We start from the raw sequence: 16,363 nt of genomic DNA, 5'->3' as shown, positions 1-16,363 counted from the left end.
ATTCAATAGCGTGTATATATTATGAATAGGCACTTTTCATAAATTTAGGTGCGTACAAGTACATGATTTTTTTATACGCACCTAATCACTCACTTCTTATTTGCACTTATTTGATGCAGTATGATAGTGTAATAAACAAAAAAGCCTTTAAACACTACTATTTAAAGACTTTTGATGTTGTTTGATTTCTCTTCTTGCAGAAAGGAAGGGATTCGAACCCTCGATACAGTTACCCGTATACTACCTTTCCAGGGTAGCTCCTTCAACCACTCGGACACCTTTCTAATTGAGGTTGCAAATATAATGAAATATCTGATTACTCCAAGGATTATTGAAATTCTTCTGTAATTTCTCCACAAATATTTTGAGAAAAGACATCAAAGAAAGTTTTAGAATATTTAGGGTTTTTCAAAATGTGCATACATTTTGTAATTGCTGACTCTGCAGTCATATCTTTTCCACTGATTGCACCAATTTTTGTAAAAATATTACTATTGCTGTATTTCCCAAAACTAATTCCACCGGAAATACATTGACTAATAACCACAATCTCAATTCCACGATTTCTTAATTCCTGAAGAACCGATTGCGTTTTATCACTATTGAAAATAGTTCCTGAACCAAAAACCTGCAAAACAATGGCTTCCGGCGTTTTCAATTCCAATAAAGATTCGAAGTTCATTCCGGGGAAAATTCTGTAGAAAAGAACATTTTCGTTGAGATAAGTATCCAATTCGAACTCATCTTTTGGTTTCCAAAGCAAATCTTTTTCGATATTAAGATGAACACCTGACTGTCCCAAAATTGGATAATTCGGACTTTGATAAGCATCGAAGAATTCAGCAGAATATTTCAAGCTTCGATTTCCGCGGAGAAGTTTGTATTCGAAATAGACAGCGACTTCTTTGATAACCGCTTCATTATTTTCATAGAGACTTGCGTAATATAAACTTGTCAAAAGATTTTCTTTCGCATCTGTTCGCAAATCTCCAATTGGTAACTGAGAACCTGTCATAATAACGGGTTTTCCAAGATTTTTTAGCATAAAACTGAGTGCAGAAGCTGTATAAGACATTGTATCCGTTCCGTGAAGAATCAAAAATCCGTCAAATGCTTCGTAATTTTTATGAATCCATTCTGCAATCATTCGCCATTCATTGGGTCCCATATCAGAAGAATCTACAGGTTTTTCAAAAGGATGAACAGAAACCTCGCATTCGAGAAGATTCATTTCTGGGATTCTTTTGAAAATAGTGGAAAAATCAAACGGAACAAGACTTCCCGTCGTGTAATCTTTTTCCATTCCGATGGTTCCGCCGGTGTAAATAAGTAGGACTTTTCTTTTCATAAGAGAATGTTGATTCGAAGGTGAAAACTGCAGCCTACTTCGACTCCGCTCAGTATAAACTCATACGGATTAAGCTGCCATAAAAATTCTCAACAAAAGTAAAATTTTAATATGAATCGGGAAAATAAAAAATGCCCGTTATAAAACGAGCATTTTATTGATATTTAAGTTAAATTATTTAACCAAAAGGATACTAGCAATCTGATTCGCCAACTCAGTTCCGATTCTGTCTTGAGCTTCTTCCGTAGCAGCACCTGTGTGAGGCGTCAAAGAGATTTTTGGATGCGTTAAGATTTTCTCTGAAGGCTTTGGTTCGTTCTCGAAAACATCAAGACCTGCAAACGCCAATTTTCCAGAATCCAAAGCTTCAATCAAAGCTTCTTCATCAATTACTCCTCCTCTAGCACAGTTTACGATAGCTGCGCCAGTTTTCATTTTTTCCAATTCTGCTTTTCCAATGATTGGACCATTCTGAGCAGGAACGTGAAGCGTGATAAAATCCGAATGCTGAATCAATTGTTCCAACGGCTCCGTTTCTATCTCCACATTGATATATTGTTGGTTGTAGAAATCTACACGTACACTTGCTTTCCCGATTCTCGTGTCAGAAGCAATCACTTTCATTCCCAATCCAAGAGCAATTCTAGCAACTTCCTGTCCGATTCTTCCGATTCCTACGATTCCTATAGTTTTTCCTCTCAGTTCAATTCCAGCTTCGTATTTTTTCTTCAATTCCGCAAACTCAGTATTACCTTTCACAGGCATTTGTCTGTTAGAATCTTGCAGAAATCTGCTTCCTGAAAAAAGATGAGCAAACACCAATTCCGCCACAGATTCCGAAGACGCTGCAGGCGTATTGATTACGTGTTTTCCTTTTTCTCTCGCGTAAGCAACCTCGATGTTATCCATCCCAACACCACCTCTACCGATGATTTCCAGACTTGGGCAATTATCCACCATTTCCTTCGTCACTTTCGTCGCGCTTCTTACAAGCAGAACTTTAACTTGATTTTCGTTGATATAAGTGATTAGATTTTCCTGAGCCACTTTGTCCGTGATTACCTCAAATCCGTTTTCTTTAAGAGCGTCTATTCCAGATTGCGTCAATCCGTCATTAGCAAGTACTTTCATTATAAATTGTATATTTTTTTTGAAGAACAGAATCTGTTCAATAATTAATTGGTTTAGGAGCTTAATCCCGCTTTCCGCTATATCTTTTTCTTTTTTAGCAAAAAAAGAAAAAGGATGCCGCTACAAAACGTAGTTTCGACGATTCCTTAATTTAATAAAATAATAGAGTCAATCGGGGCTAGTGGTTTTGTCATCAAATCAAAAATTCCCGAAAGTTTGAGGCTCGGGAATTTTTTGATTTAAAATATTTTTAGTCACGGAAAACCTCTATGGTTACTTGTTTTTCAACCAAATCCGTGAATTTTCCTTTGTATCTTGTTGCGCGTACAAGGTGATTGTCTATCCAGTGATAGTTTCCACCTCTTGGTTTTCCAAGCAAAACGCTATGGTATTTGAAACCGTGTTTGTTCAGCCAAGTTTCTGTAATTTCTCTCAAATCTTCTGTTCTGGAAGTGAAGAAACAAATCTGATGACCCTCGTCATACCATTTATTAATGGTCGCCAAAGCATCCGGAAAAGGCTCGCAAGTTACCATTCTCTCTGGTTCTTCGTTAGGAACATCTTCGGTAATTGTACCATCGATATCGATAAGATAATTCTTGACATCGCCTTTCAGCATTGGGCTCAGATGATCTACGTATTCTAATTCCATATTTGTTAAAATTGAAGTTGCAAAATTATATATTTCTATTCAGACTAACAAATTATTATTAAAAGCTTAATGAAACTTTAATTTTATAGTATAATTTTAAGAAAAATATCCTTTTAGTTTTACCATAATCACTTATCAACCTAAAATTTTTCAGCTTATTAGACTTTTAAACACAAAAAAATCATCCGAAAAACATATCTCTACTTTTTATATATTTGATTATTAATAAAAACTATGGAGAAAAAACTCAAACTTTGGGACGCTGTAATGATCGTAATGGGATCAATGATAGGAAGCGGAATTTTTATCGTGAGTGCGGACATTATGCGAAATCTAGGTTCTGGCTATTGGCTGATTGTCGTTTGGTTGATTACAGCAGTTATGACCGTTGCAGCAGCAATAAGTTACGGTGAATTATCGGCAATGTTCCCAAAAGCAGGTGGACAATACACTTACATCACAGAGATTTTTGGGAAACCAATGGGATTTTTATACGGTTGGGGAATGTTTACTGTGATTCAAACCGGAACGATTGCGGCGGTTGCCGTTGCTTTCGGAAAATTCACAGCTTATTTGATTCCAAGTTTGAATGATGCTCCTCCGATTTTTCAAAGTGGCGATTTTAAAATCACGTGGATTCAGATTCTAGCAATTTTTGTGATTCTATTTTTGACTTTTGTGAATACACGAGGTGTTGAAAGCGGAAAACTTCTCCAAAATGTTTTTACTTCATCCAAAATCATCGCACTTTTAGGTTTGATTATTCTTGGTTTTGTTTTGATTTCTCAATCTAATTGGAGTTCTAATATGAGCTTCGGTTGGGATGCATTCCAAAATCTGAAACAAACTGAATGGAAAGGTATTTCCGGCGCAACTGTTTTGGGTGGAATTGCCGCTGCAATGGTTGGTTCGGTTTTCAGTTCTGTGGCTTGGGAAAATGTGACTTTTATCTCCGGTGAAATCGAAAATCCAAAGAAGAATGTTGTGAAAGCAATGATTCTTGGAACTTCTGCTGTGATGATTCTTTATCTTTTAGTGAATTTTGTTTACCTCAACGCACTCGACAGAGATTCTATTGCGTTTGCTGCGAATGACAGAGTTGCTGTTGCTGCTGCCGAAAAAATGTTTGGAAATGCAGGAACAATTATCATTGCAGTTCTTGTGATGATTTCGACTTTTGGTTGTGTGAACGGAATTGTTCTCGCCGGAGCTAGAGTTTTCCAGACAATGGCAAAAGACGGATTGTTCTTAAAATCTGCCGTTGAAAATAATAAAAATGGTGTTCCTGCAAAATCACTTTGGATGCAGGGAATTTGGGCAAGTTTACTTTGTCTGAGCGGACAATATGGCGATTTGCTGGATATGATTTCGTTTGTGATTGTTTTGTTTTATATGATTACCGTTTTTGGTGTCATCCATCTGAGAATCAAAAAACCTGAATTAGAAAGAGGTTACAAAACTTTTCTTTATCCTTTTACGCCTATTCTCTATCTTTTGTTTGGAACCGGATTTTGTATTCTATTATTTATTTATAAACCGCAATATACTTGGCCAGGATTGGGATTGATTTTGATTGGGTTGCCTGTTTATTTTTTTATTAATAAGAACCAAACTAAAAAAAATTAATTAAATATAAATACTATGGCATTAATACCTCCTTTTTTTCTTGATTGTGTAGTAGGGATAGGAATAATAAATAACTCTAAAAAACAATGGATTGGGACTGGCTTTTTATACGGTAACTATATAGAAAAAAATACTGAAGGCCAAAATCTATACGAAGTTTTCTTAGTAACAAATAAACATGTAATAAATGATTTATCAAAAATAATTCTTAGGTTTAATCCTCAAGAAGATTCTCCAGCGAAAGACTATGAACTATCATTAAATGACCAAAATAGATTTGGGCATCCAAATCCTAAAATAGATGTTGCTATAATTCCAATAAATACAAATTTATTGAAAAGTGAGGGGATGAAATTTCAATTTTTTAATTCTGATATCCACACTTTTAACAAAAAACCAATTAATTGACAATGAAACAACTGAAGGTGATGGTGTATTTGTTTTAGGCTTTCCAATGGGATTAATTGGCACCGATAGACAACATGTTATACTAAGAAATGGTTGTATTGCAAGAATTCGAGATTTATTTGAAAATAGAAATACAGACTTTATTGTTGATGCCTTAGTATTTCCCGGAAATAGTGGAGGTCCAGTTATATTAAAACCGGAGATTATAAACATAGAAGGAACAAAAGTTAATAATAAAGCTGCATTAATTGGAATAATTAAATCTTATATTCCTTATCAAGATACAGCAGTAAGTTTGCAAACTAAACGTCCAAGAATCATCTTTGAAGACAACACAGGCTTATCATTAGTAGAACCTGTTGACCACATTTTTGAAACAATTGAAAATTATAAAAAATTAAAAATGATACCAACAAACATAAACAACAATCAACAATTTCAATACATTTTAAAAAAGTAATTAATTCTACCCTTCCAGCAAAAACTCCTTATAATTCCCCAAAAACTTAACATCAGCGCCAATAGCTCTCAATTCATCAATTGAATTAATGTAAAGAACATTGTTCCAATCTCCGACAACAGTTACAAAAAAGAAATAGTTGCCAAGTTTGGTTTTCAAAGTTCGGGATTCGATTTTGCTAAGGTTCATATTGCGCCACGCAAAAACCGATAAAACCTGATGAAGTCCTCCGGCGTGGTCTTGAGGAAGTGTAATCAAAAGTCCGGTTTTCTTTCCAGAACTGTTCAAGTCACTGTCAAAACTTTCATCACTTTTGGAGATCACAATGAATCTCGTATGATTCTCTTCAACATCGTGAATGTTGTCATTTATGATTTTCAATCCGTATAATTCCGCAGCAAATTTGTTGGCAACAGCTGCAATTTTTCTATCAGGATTTTCAGAAACACGTTTTGCTGCAGCAGCTGTCGAAGCAAAATCTTGTTTCGGAACATCCGGATAATTCTGATTTAAAAAATGAAAACTTTGAGCAAGAGCCTGCGGATGAGAATAGATTTTTTCAATTTCAGTATCATTTTCTTGACTTGGATGAATCATCAAATGATGTGCAATCGGCATTACAGCTTCGGCTTCAACTCTGATTTCAGGCGTCTGATAAAGATAATCCAAAGTCATAGAAACCGTTCCTTCTATCGAGTTTTCCAAAGGAACAACCGCTTTATCTACTTCATTATTCTGAACCGCCAAAAAGCAATCCAAAATATTAGCTTTTGGAATCAATTCTTCGTTTGGGAATAATTGCTTTGCAGTTAACTGTGTAAAAGAGGCTTCGGGTCCGAGGAATACTATTTTCATACTGCGAAATTAAAGATTATTCTTTATTTAAACCACCAAAGTAGATTTATTCATCAATAGAAAATCCTTCTACTCCGCTCAGGATGACAATTCTAATACTAGAGTTAAGTCATCAACACTATCAGGTTAAGTAGAGCAGAAAGCTTTTCGCTGAAAAAAACTATGTGTCTATGTGGTTAAATCAATCCATAGTTTTCTTAGAGAAATCGAAATTAAAATTGGCGCTCACGATAAAACCATTGTTGTATTGGAATACATTTTTACCTTCCACTTCTCTTCCAAGTTGAACAATTTGATTTAAATAACCGCCTTCTACTCTAACTAAATCATTGAATTTATAACCTAACAACACTCCGATTCTATTTTGGTCAAAAATATTCTCGCCAACATTTTTCCCGAATCCAATCATTACCTCATCGTAAACCGCTGCATAAGGCGTTTTCTCAGCAATCGAAATTCCCTTTAAAGGCATTTGCAAACGAACCATATAACGCGCTCTGTTCATAAAAGGATATTGATCTTCCGAAGTCAAATTCGCATTAGAATATCGCCCGACCCAGCGCTGTTCTAGCATAAAACGATGAGATAAATCGATTTTTCCAATCTTGTCGGTTACAGTTGCCATTTCGTAAATTCTATGCTCCGTGAAATCTTTTCCCATTCCGTTCAATGGAATTTCACCATAAGGAAAAGTCTCTGCCCAAGCGTAACCAAGTCGTAATTGCAGATTCGGGTTTGCCTGATAATTAATTCCCAAACGCAAAAGACTCTGTTGCCAAGTTGTGATATAATCATTTCGTCTCCATTGATACTCGGTGTGGATAGAAAATTTGGAATCAACTTTAAAAGTTCCGTTGTAAGCGTACCAGCCAATATTATTGTGATTGCTGATTCGATTTTGAGCGGAAAATAAATTTGATATTAAAACTAAAAATAATGCGCTAAAGAATAATTTTGCTTTAGTGAAAACCATATTAAAATGTTATCGATGTCAGCAAAAATAGAAATTCGGAAAGGTAAAAACAAATAACTTTAATTCGTTTCTATGCTGATTGCAGGAACTTTATAATTATTGAATTTCTTATCGGGCTGTAGAATTCTTGCTTTTTTCAAAAGGTCTTCCGCAATTAGAATTGATTGATTATGAACTTCGATATCATTTAGGAAAAACCTTGATTCTGATGTAAGATTCAATTTTGTTTTAGCTTCAGCAATGGTTACTTTTTCGATAGTTTGAGGCTTCTTCATTACAATATTAATCAAACCATTTTTCACAAGGTCATCATATTGTTCGATTTGCGAAGACGGCGATTTGTAAACCTGAACACTTTGAATTTCTTCTGGATTGAAACTGTGAAGCAATATATTAGAAACAATCACGTTATCAACAATATAAATTGGATTATCTTCAGATTTCTGAGCCAAAAAAAACTGAACACAAAAGAAAAACACGAAAACAAGAATTAGCTTTTTCATAAATTTTAGATTTAATTTAAAATTAAAGAATCAATAAAAGTTAAAATTACATCTCGCTGATTTTTCAGATTAAACAGATTTAATTTATTGAAAAAAATCTGCGTGATTAGCGTAATCCGCTTGAGAAATATTTTGAATCAATTTAGTTAACGTCGCCTTTCTCAATACCTTCTTCGATTTTTTCAACCACCTCTTCTTTTTCTTCTTGTGAAATGTTGAATTGTTCTTCTTTATCCTCATTTCTTACAACCAAAGAAATCCAAATCGGAAAATGGTCAGAATCAACAGATTTCATTCTTTTCATATCAACCAATCGGAAATGTGGACTTACGAAAAAATGGTCTAGAGGCCAACGCAGAAACCAATATTTGGCGTGAAACGTATTGTACATTCCTCGTCCACGTCGCGGGTCTAGCATCCCACTGGATTTTAAAAATAACTTAGTCGTTCTAGACCAAGCGACGTCATTCAAATCTCCAAAAACAATAGAAGGTTTGCCATAATTTTTCGCTTCTTCGCCAACCAAAAGAATTTCCGCATCACGTTCTATACTTTCAGGATTTTCCTGTGGCACAGGCGGTGTTGGATGGATTCCATATAAACGAACGATATCATTATTATATTCCAAATCCGCTACAATAGACGGAATATCATCATCAATCAAATAATTGATTTCTTTATTTTTAATCGGGAATTGGCTGTAAAATAGAAGTCCGTAAGTGTTTGGCAAAGGCACTTCAATCTTATATGGATAATTGTCTGTAGCCGATTTCAGAGCGTTTTTCCATTCTTCATCAGTCTCCAAGAAAAACAAAACAGACGGATTATTTTCGTTAACTAAATCAATTAATTTCTGATAATTATTATTGTACTGATAAACATTGCAAACCAAAATATCCAAAGGTTTTTCACCGGAATTTGGTTTAATTTTATCAATCATCGTTTTTCCAAATTTTGTGTAAGGAATGATGATATAAAATAAATAAAATGACAAAATGATCTCCGAAAAAAGAAGAACCTGATCATAAATCGTTGGATTTTCAAAAGTAAAAAACCAAACTAAAATGAGAACCAAAAGAATGATAAACTTCTGAAAACGTGGATAATCAAAAATTCTGAAAGTCCAATATGTATTTTTAATCGCCGGAATCAGAACCGATAAAATCGCCAAAACCGAAATGCTCCAATACAAATAAGACGTCCAGTGTTCCATTCTATCAATTTATTCTTTAATATTTTTTCCGAGGATAATCAGACTTCGTTTTTCGCCGTCCAATTCTGCAATATTTTTGAGATTTGCCCATAATTTAAAACCGAATTTCTGGAACAAAGTCAAACTCGGAAGGTTGTGTGCAAAGATGAAAGCCAGAAGATTTTCGATTCCAAGGTCGTGAGATTTTTCGATGGCATATTCCAGAATCAATCTGCCTAATCCTTTTCCTCTGTATTTTTCATCAATATAAATACTGATTTCAGCAGTTTTCTGATAAGCCGGTCTTCCGTAGAAATCCTGAAAACTTACCCAGCCAACTGTATTTTTCTCCGAATCCAAAACCATCCAAAGCGGACGAAATTCGGAGTTATGCTGATGAAACCAATCGACTTTACTTTCAACAGAAACAGGCTCCAAATCAGCTGTAACCAATCGCGATGCAACTGTAGAATTGTAAATTTCCACAATCTTAGGAAGGTCATCTAAAGTCGCATCACGAAAAGTCATATATTTAATTTAAAGTATTAAAAGCTTGTTCCAGATCAGCAATCAAATCTTCAGCGTCTTCGATTCCGACACTTAATCTCACCAAATCATCCGTGATTCCAAGAACCGCTCTTTTATCTTCAGGAATTGAAGCGTGCGTCATCATTGCAGGAAGATTCGCTAACGATTCTACTCCACCCAAAGATTCTGCCAAAGTGAAAACTTTGATATTTTCTAAGAATTTAATCGCATCTTCTTTTTTACCGGATTTGAAAGTGAAAGAAACCATTCCTCCAAATTCCGTCATTTGTCTTGTTGCCAAATCGTATTGCGGATGAGATGATAATCCTGGATAATAAATCTTTTCTACCAAAGAATGATTCTCAAGATATTTCGCCACTTCAAAACCGTTATCAGAATGTCTTTGCATTCTAAGTGCCAATGTTTTGATTCCTCTCAAAACCAAATAAGAATCGTGAGGACCTAAAATTCCTCCGCTCGCAAACTGAATAAAATGTAATTTTTCTCCTAATTCCGCATCTTTTGCAATCAAAGCGCCGGCAATCACATCAGAATGTCCGCCTAAATATTTAGTCGCAGAATGCATCACAATATCAGCCCCCAAATCCAAAGGTTTCTGAATATAAGGCGTCGCAAATGTATTATCAACTGCTACCAAAATATCTTTGCCTTTTACGGCATCAGCTACCATTTTGATGTCTACCAATTTCATCAATGGATTAGTAGGTGTTTCTAACCAAATTAATTTAGTCTTATCAGTAATAACATTTTCTAATTCCTCAACATTATCAAAACCGATGAATGTAAATTTTAACTGATATTTTTCGAATAATCTTGTGAACATTCTGTAAGAACCTCCGTAAAGATCATCTACAGCAATCACTTCGTCACCCGGACTTAGCAATTTCAAAACACAATCAATCGCTGCCAAACCGGAACCGAAAGCCAAACCTCGAGCGCCGTTTTCGATGCTTGCTAAAGAATCTTCTAAAGCTTGTCTCGTAGGATTTGCTCCTCTGGAATATTCGTAGCCGGAAAGTAATTGTCCTGGACTTTTTTGTGCAAATGTTGATGTCAAAAATACAGGAACGTTCACTGCACCGGTTGCCGGTTCGTGATGTTGTCCGCCGTGTATAACTTTTGTATTGAATTTCATATTATAATATTTAGATTTCAGAACAAAGATTTCAGATGTCAGACAAAAATCTTGTGTCTAATATCTGAAATCTTAATGTCTTTATTTTACATTTTAATCGCTGATTTCACTGCAAATTCTTCTGCTACTTCAGCTAACCATTGTGCTACATCGTCTTCGCTGGTTGCTCTTTCGTAAGTATGTCCAATAGAAACCAGAATCTGGTGAAAAAATCTTTTCATCTCGTCAACAGGCATATCTTTTGTCCAAAGGTCAATTCTAAGAGCTTCCATAGCTTTGCTGTCCCAAACGGAAATCATTGCGGCTTTGGTTTCCTGTCTTTTGATTCCGCCGTCTTCGGCTTTCCAAAACATTTTTTCCGGAACGTGATTATCGTCCAATTCTACATCTATAACGATTTTTGTCTTTTTCATTGATTTTATTCTTATAAAAAATTAAATATTTAAAAATTAAGAGATTCAGAATTTGAAACTCATAACTTATAATTTATAACTAACATTACTTCGGTCTGTAATCCGAAGCATTGAAAATTTCCGTTGCATTCTTTTTCAAAAAAACTTGCAGTTTCTCTTCCGGATGAGCTTTCAGATAATGTTTACAAATTTGCCAACCTGTCCAAATTGCGATTTGTGGCGAGCTTTCTCTATCTACTTCTGTATAGAATTTTGAGAAAGGACCAGGCGTAATAAATCTTTCTGAAAGATTGGGGTCCGCACTGAACAGCAAATCATTTTCTACAAAATAATTCCAGATATTAGCTTCATTTGCAACCGCCCAATCGTATTGAGCTTTTGTATAATTTATTTTTAGATAATCCGGAACATTGGGTAAAAAAGCATCTTGCAAAATCTGAACTTTTCCTTGGTAAACAATCTGATCCAAAAATTTTTGCTGATCATTCATAATTGGAACCAATCGTGATGCAAAAAAAGCAGAGATTTTCGGAACAAGATTATCAGGATTCATCGATTTTTGAAAATATAAATCTAGCCCTTTATAATTTTTGTTTCCATCTCCCATAAAACCTGTTACATCAACAAAAAGCATATTCTGATCTTCTCTCAGAAAAATCGGATCTGTTACATTTTGTGGATCAACAACAGATGAATAAAGATAAATATGAGGCGGAACGAAATTCGGAAAGTAATTTTTGATGTGTGAGAAAAGATCAACTAAATCTTTATTCAATTTTGTTTTATCAATCTTAGAAATCGCTTCTTTATAAATGCGAACTTCCATTGTATCTTTTCTTCGATCTCCATAATCTGCATCTGGAACAGAACCCTGAAACCAAGGATACTTTGCTTTGAAATCTTCCAAACTTACTTTGGAATCATAGAATTCACCTGACAAATCTGTGACATCCACTTTTTTGACAGGATTTTTGATTTCGACATCCCATTGGTTTTCATTTTCTTTTTTACAGGAACTCAATCCAAAAACTAAAACCGCAGAAATCGTGATATATCGGAAAAACTTCATTATTTTTACATTAAGATTTTCGAAAAGCAAAAATAACGCTTTAAATCTTGAATCAAGAATTTTAACAAAATATTATGCAGACACAAAAAGTAATCGATCATATTGTCAACTGGTTAAAAGATTATGCAACCAAAGCGAATTCACAAGGTTTTGTAGTAGGTGTTTCCGGAGGAATAGATTCCGCAGTGGTTTCAACTTTGGCAGCGAAAACAGGATTGCAAACTTTGGTTTTGGAAATGCCAATCCGTCAAAAAGCCGATCAAGTGGACAGAGCCCAGGATCACATCGAATTTTTAAAATCAAATTTCTCTAATGTAGAAGGTTTCCGAGTTGATTTGACTCCAACATTTGAATCTTTTGAAAAAACAACAGAAGGTTACAAAGATGATTCTCCAAATAAAAATTTGGCTGAAGCCAACACAAGATCAAGATTGAGAATGGTTACACTATATTATTATGGCCAAATCAATGGACTTTTGGTAACTGGAACAGGAAACAAAGTTGAAGATTTCGGAGTTGGATTCTTTACAAAGTATGGCGACGGCGGTGTTGATATCTCTCCTATTGCGGATCTTTATAAAACTCAGGTTTATGAGATTGCAAAAGAATTAGGTATACTTGAAAGCATTCAACAAGCAAAACCAACGGACGGACTTTGGGAAGTTGACAGAACAGATGAAGATCAAATTGGCGCCACGTATCCAGAATTGGAATGGGCAATGGAACAGCAACTTGTTGGAAAAACCGAAGCAGACTTCGAAGGAAGAGAAAAAGAAGTGATGACAATCTATCTAAGATTTAACAGAGCAACTCAACACAAGATGAATCCGATTCCTGTTTGTGAGATTCCTGCGGAATTGAAATAGAATTTAATTCAAAAAATAATATGAAAATTAGAAATACACTTGCTATTTCACTGGGTTTAGCCTTTTCATCGATGGCTTATTCTCAAGAAACCAAGACCGAAGAAACTGCTACTTCTGCTCCAGTTGAAGTGATTGACAGACTCAACATTCCGGGACCTTTGACTTTTAATGAAAGCGAATATTTTTTGACTTGGAGCAAGCAAAATTCGACAACTTGGGCTCAGCAACAATATCTTTTGAGAGATGATGATTTTAAAAATTATAAAGAACTTATTAATATCTCTTATTTCGATAAAGAAATTGACATTGACAATGCTGCAAAACAAAAAGTAGAATATGTTGAAAAGAGAAAAGAAAGAACTCAGGACAAATATTCTTTCGTCAATGTAACCGAAAGTCCCGATGGTAAAGAAATCATTGTGGATTATCTCGTCACAGTTGTACCTCAAGATGGAGAATCTTATGCAGAATATAACATTGACAGATTCAAAAATTTTGATACTAATGAAAAAAAATCTTTCTTGATTTTTTCTTATTCTAAAAGAATTGCTGGCGATTTGAAATACTCTAGCAAAGCTTTGTCAAAAGAAAGAAGCCGATTAATGGAAGCTGTTATCACAACTGCAATTCCTGTTGTAACCTATAAACCAACTGCGGTAGAAGCCAAAAAGTAAAAAATAAAACTTAATTTTACGGAACACTTGACAATAGTTGAGTGTTTTTTTATGATGAATGACCAAGTTTACATTAAACGTTGCATAGAATTAGCTGAAAAAGCTCTAGGAAAAACTTACCCAAATCCTTTGGTTGGTTCTGTTATCGTTTATAACGACAGAATTATTGGCGAAGGTTTTCACAAAAAAGCTGGCGAACCACACGCCGAAATCAATGCAATTAATTCTATAAAAGATGAAGACAAACATCTGATTCCAGAATCTACAATTTATGTTTCACTTGAACCTTGCGCTCACTTTGGAAAAACACCGCCTTGCGCTCTTAAAATAAAAGAATTGGGTTTCAAAAAAGTGGTAATTGGCGCAATGGACAGCCACGACAAAGTGAATGGAAAAGGTAAAAAAATCATTTCTGATGCAGGAATTGAAGTGGTTTCAAGTGTTTTAGAAGGTGAATGCAGACAACTAAACAAACGATTCTTTACTTATCACGAAAAAAAACGTCCTTTCATTATTCTGAAATGGGCGCAGTCTGCTGATGGTTTTATGGATAAAGATTTTAAACCAATCCAAATCAGCAATTCGCTTTCAAAGCAATTTGTTCATCAGATGAGAAGCGAAGAACACGCTATTTTGGTTGGAAAAAATACAGCGCTTCACGACAATCCAAGTTTGACTGTAAGAGAAGTTGAAGGTCGAAATCCTATTAGAATTTTAATTGATTTCAATCTGGAAGTTTCACAGGATTCTAATATTTATAATGATGAAGCAGAAACCATTATTTTTAATTCGATTAAAAACTTCGAAGATAAAAATTTGAAATTCATCAAAATTGAAAGACAAAATTCATTAAATCAAATTTTAGAAAAACTGTACGAATTGCAAATTCAATCTGTAATCATCGAAGGTGGAAGATTTACATTGCAAGAATTCATCAATCAAAATCTTTGGGATGAAGCTCTAATTTTCAAAAATCCCAATTTAAATTTGGAAAACGGAACCAAAGCTCCGGAATTCAATTTCAATCCTAAAAAAAAAGAAAATCTACGAGACACAGAAGTTTTATTTTTCAGTAACACGAGTCTTGATTAATATCAGAAACTTAGCTCAGAAAAAATCCGTAAATTCGCACCTTTAATCATTCTATGAAAAATCTAAGCGCATCTGTTAAAGGTTTGATTTTTTCTTTGTTGGCAATGGGATTTGCTTTTGCGATTTACTTTTTGTTTTTGGCAAAACCGAATTATTATTTGGTGGATAATCCTACGCCGGAAACTTATTATTTTAAAATCAATAATGGCGGAGAAAACATTCTTTCTGCAGGACAGTATTTGAAAGTTGACCTTAATAAAGGGAAAAATAAGATTCAGGTTTTTGATCAGAACAAGAAAATGATTTATGATTCTGCTTTCACAGTAGAAAAAGTGAGAGGTTTAATTAATATTACGAAAAAGGATTATTACATCAACAATCAATATTACGGATATGGATTGAACAAAGATTCTCTGATGGCTACAAAACCAGGAATCGAGATTGATAAAAAGCAATATCTTGGCGATGTAAAGAAAACAAACAAGCTCTACATCGAGGATTTCTATTATAATCTGGACGAAGAGTATGATCGTGTCATCAAGAATGTTGCGAAAGTTGAAAGTCGTACAAAAATCTTCAGAAAGCAGGATTTCATCAATTATTACAACAACTACTATAATTTTAAGTAGATTAAATTATAAAAATCAAATGATTAATTATAATCATTTACCAATCATCATTTAATAAAAAAATGGAACATAACAACGTAACACCATACAACACAGAATACAGCAAAAAAAGTCAGGTAGAAGATATGTTTGACAATATTGCGCCAAAATATGATCTTTTGAATCACGTTCTGTCTATGAAAATAGATGTGCTTTGGAGAAACAAATTGGTGAATATGCTAAAACAAGACCAACCAAAATTGGTTTTGGATGTTGCGACAGGAACTGGAGATTTGGCAATTACTGTTCAAAAAGGGACTAATGCTGATGTTGTAGGTTTGGATCTTTCTCAGCAAATGCTGAACGTTGGAATCGAAAAAATCAGAAAGCAAAACCTAGACGGAAAAATCTCTATGCAGAAAGGAGATGCTGAACAACTTCCGTTTGAAGACAATAAATTTGATGGTGTTACCGTTGCATTTGGAGTAAGAAATTTTGAAAATCTTGAAAAAGGATTATCAGAACTAAGAAGAGTTGTGAAAGAAAACAAAAGTATTTATATCTTAGAGTTTTCAAAAGTAGAAGGTTTTCTTGGACCATTGTATATGTTTTATTTTAAAAACATTTTACCAGCAATTGGACGTTTGGTTTCCAAAGACAACCGTGCTTACACATATCTTCCTGATTCTGTGAACGCTTTCCCTTTTGGAGAAAAAATGAAAACCATACTTTTGAACACAGGTTTCAAAAAAGTAGAATATAAAAAACTAAGCTTAGGAATAGCCACAATATACAAAGCAACGAAATAG

At 34.4% G+C, this 16,363-nt stretch carries 19 protein-coding genes and 1 tRNA gene; 8 read left to right on the top strand and 12 right to left on the bottom strand.

Annotated features, from left to right (window positions below; translation table 11 throughout):
* Nucleotides 1–197 precede the first annotated feature (197 nt).
* From RTY06_RS14130 to RTY06_RS14115, 4 genes are all read right to left on the bottom strand, one after another.
* A tRNA-Ser gene (locus tag RTY06_RS14130) sits at nt 198–284 on the bottom strand.
* Nucleotides 285–328: 44 nt separating this feature from the next.
* Entirely contained in the window at nt 329–1,348 is a 1,020-nt protein-coding gene (locus RTY06_RS14125) for an asparaginase (protein ID WP_312825619.1), read from the bottom strand.
* Nucleotides 1,349–1,522: 174 nt separating this feature from the next.
* Nucleotides 1,523–2,479: a D-2-hydroxyacid dehydrogenase gene (locus RTY06_RS14120; RefSeq protein ID WP_312825618.1), complete on the bottom strand. Its 957-nt coding sequence runs from the start codon at nt 2,477–2,479 to the stop codon at nt 1,523–1,525.
* Nucleotides 2,480–2,729: 250 nt separating this feature from the next.
* Nucleotides 2,730–3,131 (bottom strand): phosphoheptose isomerase, encoded by a 402-nt coding sequence (locus RTY06_RS14115; protein ID WP_312825617.1) that lies wholly within the window; start codon nt 3,129–3,131, stop codon nt 2,730–2,732.
* 234 nt (nt 3,132–3,365) lie between these two features.
* Here RTY06_RS14115 and RTY06_RS14110 point away from each other — a divergent pair, with 234 nt between their 5' ends.
* Genes RTY06_RS14110 through RTY06_RS14100 form a run of 3 tightly spaced genes read left to right on the top strand, consistent with a single transcriptional unit; the run spans nt 3,366 to nt 5,625 of the window.
* On the top strand, nt 3,366–4,757 hold the full coding sequence (locus tag RTY06_RS14110; RefSeq protein WP_312825616.1) for an amino acid permease: 1,392 nt from the start codon (nt 3,366–3,368) through the stop codon (nt 4,755–4,757).
* Between the two features lie 15 nt (nt 4,758–4,772).
* Nucleotides 4,773–5,165: a hypothetical protein gene (locus tag RTY06_RS14105; RefSeq protein WP_312825615.1), complete on the top strand. Its 393-nt coding sequence runs from the start codon at nt 4,773–4,775 to the stop codon at nt 5,163–5,165.
* Nucleotides 5,166–5,211: 46 nt separating this feature from the next.
* A complete protein-coding gene (locus RTY06_RS14100; protein ID WP_312825614.1) occupies nt 5,212–5,625 on the top strand; it encodes a hypothetical protein in 414 nt (137 codons plus the stop codon).
* Nucleotides 5,626–5,631: 6 nt separating this feature from the next.
* Here the strand turns inward: RTY06_RS14100 and pheA are convergent, their stop codons facing one another.
* The 8 genes from pheA to RTY06_RS14060 all read right to left on the bottom strand — a co-directional run bounded on the left by pheA (nt 5,632) and on the right by RTY06_RS14060 (nt 12,314).
* The gene (gene pheA / locus RTY06_RS14095) at nt 5,632–6,480 is read right to left on the bottom strand and encodes a prephenate dehydratase (RefSeq protein ID WP_312825613.1); all 849 of its coding nucleotides are present in this window, start codon (nt 6,478–6,480) and stop codon (nt 5,632–5,634) included.
* Between the two features lie 181 nt (nt 6,481–6,661).
* Nucleotides 6,662–7,453, bottom strand: a complete 792-nt coding sequence (locus RTY06_RS14090; RefSeq protein ID WP_312825612.1) for a DUF2490 domain-containing protein — start codon at nt 7,451–7,453, stop codon at nt 6,662–6,664.
* Nucleotides 7,454–7,512: 59 nt separating this feature from the next.
* Nucleotides 7,513–7,956 carry a hypothetical protein gene (locus tag RTY06_RS14085; protein WP_312825611.1) on the bottom strand — a complete coding sequence of 148 codons (444 nt, stop codon included), beginning with the start codon at nt 7,954–7,956 and terminating at the stop codon, nt 7,513–7,515.
* Nucleotides 7,957–8,098: 142 nt separating this feature from the next.
* A complete protein-coding gene (locus tag RTY06_RS14080; protein ID WP_312825610.1) occupies nt 8,099–9,169 on the bottom strand; it encodes an endonuclease/exonuclease/phosphatase family protein in 1,071 nt (356 codons plus the stop codon).
* 9 nt (nt 9,170–9,178) lie between these two features.
* Nucleotides 9,179–9,676, bottom strand: a complete 498-nt coding sequence (locus tag RTY06_RS14075) for an N-acetyltransferase family protein (RefSeq protein ID WP_312825609.1) — start codon at nt 9,674–9,676, stop codon at nt 9,179–9,181.
* A gap of 4 nt (nt 9,677–9,680) precedes the next feature.
* Nucleotides 9,681–10,832: a cystathionine gamma-synthase gene (locus RTY06_RS14070; RefSeq protein ID WP_312825608.1), complete on the bottom strand. Its 1,152-nt coding sequence runs from the start codon at nt 10,830–10,832 to the stop codon at nt 9,681–9,683.
* An 86-nt stretch (nt 10,833–10,918) separates the two neighbouring features.
* On the bottom strand, nt 10,919–11,245 hold the full coding sequence (gene gldC, locus RTY06_RS14065) for a gliding motility protein GldC (RefSeq protein ID WP_312825607.1): 327 nt from the start codon (nt 11,243–11,245) through the stop codon (nt 10,919–10,921).
* A gap of 85 nt (nt 11,246–11,330) precedes the next feature.
* Nucleotides 11,331–12,314 carry a gliding motility protein GldB gene (locus RTY06_RS14060; RefSeq protein WP_312825606.1) on the bottom strand — a complete coding sequence of 328 codons (984 nt, stop codon included), beginning with the start codon at nt 12,312–12,314 and terminating at the stop codon, nt 11,331–11,333.
* Between the two features lie 74 nt (nt 12,315–12,388).
* Here RTY06_RS14060 and nadE point away from each other — a divergent pair, with 74 nt between their 5' ends.
* The 5 genes from nadE (at nt 12,389) to ubiE (ending at nt 16,363) form a co-directional block, all read left to right on the top strand.
* Nucleotides 12,389–13,180 (top strand): NAD(+) synthase, encoded by a 792-nt coding sequence (gene nadE / locus RTY06_RS14055; RefSeq protein ID WP_312825605.1) that lies wholly within the window; start codon nt 12,389–12,391, stop codon nt 13,178–13,180.
* A 20-nt stretch (nt 13,181–13,200) separates the two neighbouring features.
* Nucleotides 13,201–13,854 (top strand): hypothetical protein, encoded by a 654-nt coding sequence (locus RTY06_RS14050; RefSeq protein ID WP_312825604.1) that lies wholly within the window; start codon nt 13,201–13,203, stop codon nt 13,852–13,854.
* Between the two features lie 54 nt (nt 13,855–13,908).
* Complete coding sequence (gene ribD / locus RTY06_RS14045) at nt 13,909–14,946, top strand: bifunctional diaminohydroxyphosphoribosylaminopyrimidine deaminase/5-amino-6-(5-phosphoribosylamino)uracil reductase RibD (protein WP_312825622.1); 1,038 nt, start codon at nt 13,909–13,911, stop codon at nt 14,944–14,946.
* Nucleotides 14,947–14,999: 53 nt separating this feature from the next.
* Nucleotides 15,000–15,575 carry a hypothetical protein gene (locus RTY06_RS14040; RefSeq protein WP_312825603.1) on the top strand — a complete coding sequence of 192 codons (576 nt, stop codon included), beginning with the start codon at nt 15,000–15,002 and terminating at the stop codon, nt 15,573–15,575.
* Between the two features lie 62 nt (nt 15,576–15,637).
* A complete protein-coding gene (gene ubiE, locus RTY06_RS14035) occupies nt 15,638–16,363 on the top strand; it encodes a bifunctional demethylmenaquinone methyltransferase/2-methoxy-6-polyprenyl-1,4-benzoquinol methylase UbiE (protein ID WP_312825602.1) in 726 nt (241 codons plus the stop codon).

It is taken from the genome of Epilithonimonas sp. (assembly GCF_032055105.1).
Taxonomy (GTDB): domain Bacteria; phylum Bacteroidota; class Bacteroidia; order Flavobacteriales; family Weeksellaceae; genus Epilithonimonas.
Note: the sequence above shows the minus strand (reverse complement) of the source record. Positions and strands in the feature narration are given on the sequence as shown.

Bases quoted from the DNA above. Each gene is read 5' to 3' on its own strand.
- ubiE (WP_312825602.1), top strand. From the start codon at position 15,638: ATGGAACATAACAACGTAACACCATACAACACAGAATACAGCAAAAAA.
- RTY06_RS14050 (WP_312825604.1), top strand. From the start codon at position 13,201: ATGAAAATTAGAAATACACTTGCTATTTCACTGGGTTTAGCCTTTTCA.
- RTY06_RS14110 (WP_312825616.1), top strand. From the start codon at position 3,366: ATGGAGAAAAAACTCAAACTTTGGGACGCTGTAATGATCGTAATGGGA.
- RTY06_RS14090 (WP_312825612.1), bottom strand. From the start codon at position 7,453: ATGGTTTTCACTAAAGCAAAATTATTCTTTAGCGCATTATTTTTAGTT.
- RTY06_RS14060 (WP_312825606.1), bottom strand. From the start codon at position 12,314: ATGAAGTTTTTCCGATATATCACGATTTCTGCGGTTTTAGTTTTTGGA.
- RTY06_RS14075 (WP_312825609.1), bottom strand. From the start codon at position 9,676: ATGACTTTTCGTGATGCGACTTTAGATGACCTTCCTAAGATTGTGGAA.
- ribD (WP_312825622.1), top strand. From the start codon at position 13,909: ATGAATGACCAAGTTTACATTAAACGTTGCATAGAATTAGCTGAAAAA.
- gldC (WP_312825607.1), bottom strand. From the start codon at position 11,245: ATGAAAAAGACAAAAATCGTTATAGATGTAGAATTGGACGATAATCAC.
- RTY06_RS14125 (WP_312825619.1), bottom strand. From the start codon at position 1,348: ATGAAAAGAAAAGTCCTACTTATTTACACCGGCGGAACCATCGGAATG.
- nadE (WP_312825605.1), top strand. From the start codon at position 12,389: ATGCAGACACAAAAAGTAATCGATCATATTGTCAACTGGTTAAAAGAT.
- RTY06_RS14070 (WP_312825608.1), bottom strand. From the start codon at position 10,832: ATGAAATTCAATACAAAAGTTATACACGGCGGACAACATCACGAACCG.
- RTY06_RS14100 (WP_312825614.1), top strand. From the start codon at position 5,212: ATGGGATTAATTGGCACCGATAGACAACATGTTATACTAAGAAATGGT.
- RTY06_RS14105 (WP_312825615.1), top strand. From the start codon at position 4,773: ATGGCATTAATACCTCCTTTTTTTCTTGATTGTGTAGTAGGGATAGGA.
- RTY06_RS14115 (WP_312825617.1), bottom strand. From the start codon at position 3,131: ATGGAATTAGAATACGTAGATCATCTGAGCCCAATGCTGAAAGGCGAT.
- pheA (WP_312825613.1), bottom strand. From the start codon at position 6,480: ATGAAAATAGTATTCCTCGGACCCGAAGCCTCTTTTACACAGTTAACT.
- RTY06_RS14080 (WP_312825610.1), bottom strand. From the start codon at position 9,169: ATGGAACACTGGACGTCTTATTTGTATTGGAGCATTTCGGTTTTGGCG.
- RTY06_RS14085 (WP_312825611.1), bottom strand. From the start codon at position 7,956: ATGAAAAAGCTAATTCTTGTTTTCGTGTTTTTCTTTTGTGTTCAGTTT.
- RTY06_RS14120 (WP_312825618.1), bottom strand. From the start codon at position 2,479: ATGAAAGTACTTGCTAATGACGGATTGACGCAATCTGGAATAGACGCT.
- RTY06_RS14040 (WP_312825603.1), top strand. From the start codon at position 15,000: ATGAAAAATCTAAGCGCATCTGTTAAAGGTTTGATTTTTTCTTTGTTG.